Genomic DNA, 215 nt, shown 5'->3' with positions numbered 1-215 from the left:
CCACTGCTCTTCCGTTAATGAGAGTGTTTGCCCTGGCATTTTTCTTGGCCAAGCGAACTTGTCTTTTTCGAGTCGCTTTTGCCAGAGGCAAAAGCCATTACGCTGCCAGTAGAGAACTTTGAGCTTATCCCGCGTGCGATTACAGAAGACGAATAGCGCTTCGGAGAAGGGATTAAGGTTCATATTCTGTTCAACGATAAAGCTCAAGCCGTTAA

The 215-nt window shown here is 46.5% G+C and carries 1 protein-coding gene; it reads right to left on the bottom strand.

Going from position 1 to position 215, the window contains the following annotated elements; translation table 11 throughout:
• A partial coding sequence (tnpB, locus tag Q1A70_RS20825) for an IS66 family insertion sequence element accessory protein TnpB (RefSeq protein ID WP_299697720.1) occupies positions 1 to 215 on the bottom strand: 215 nt, incomplete at both ends.

The sequence above is a fragment of the uncultured Vibrio sp. genome (assembly GCF_947488985.1).
Lineage (GTDB): Bacteria > Pseudomonadota > Gammaproteobacteria > Enterobacterales > Vibrionaceae > Vibrio.
The sequence above is the reverse complement of the archived record's forward strand: the minus strand, read 5'-3'. Positions and strand labels throughout refer to the sequence as shown.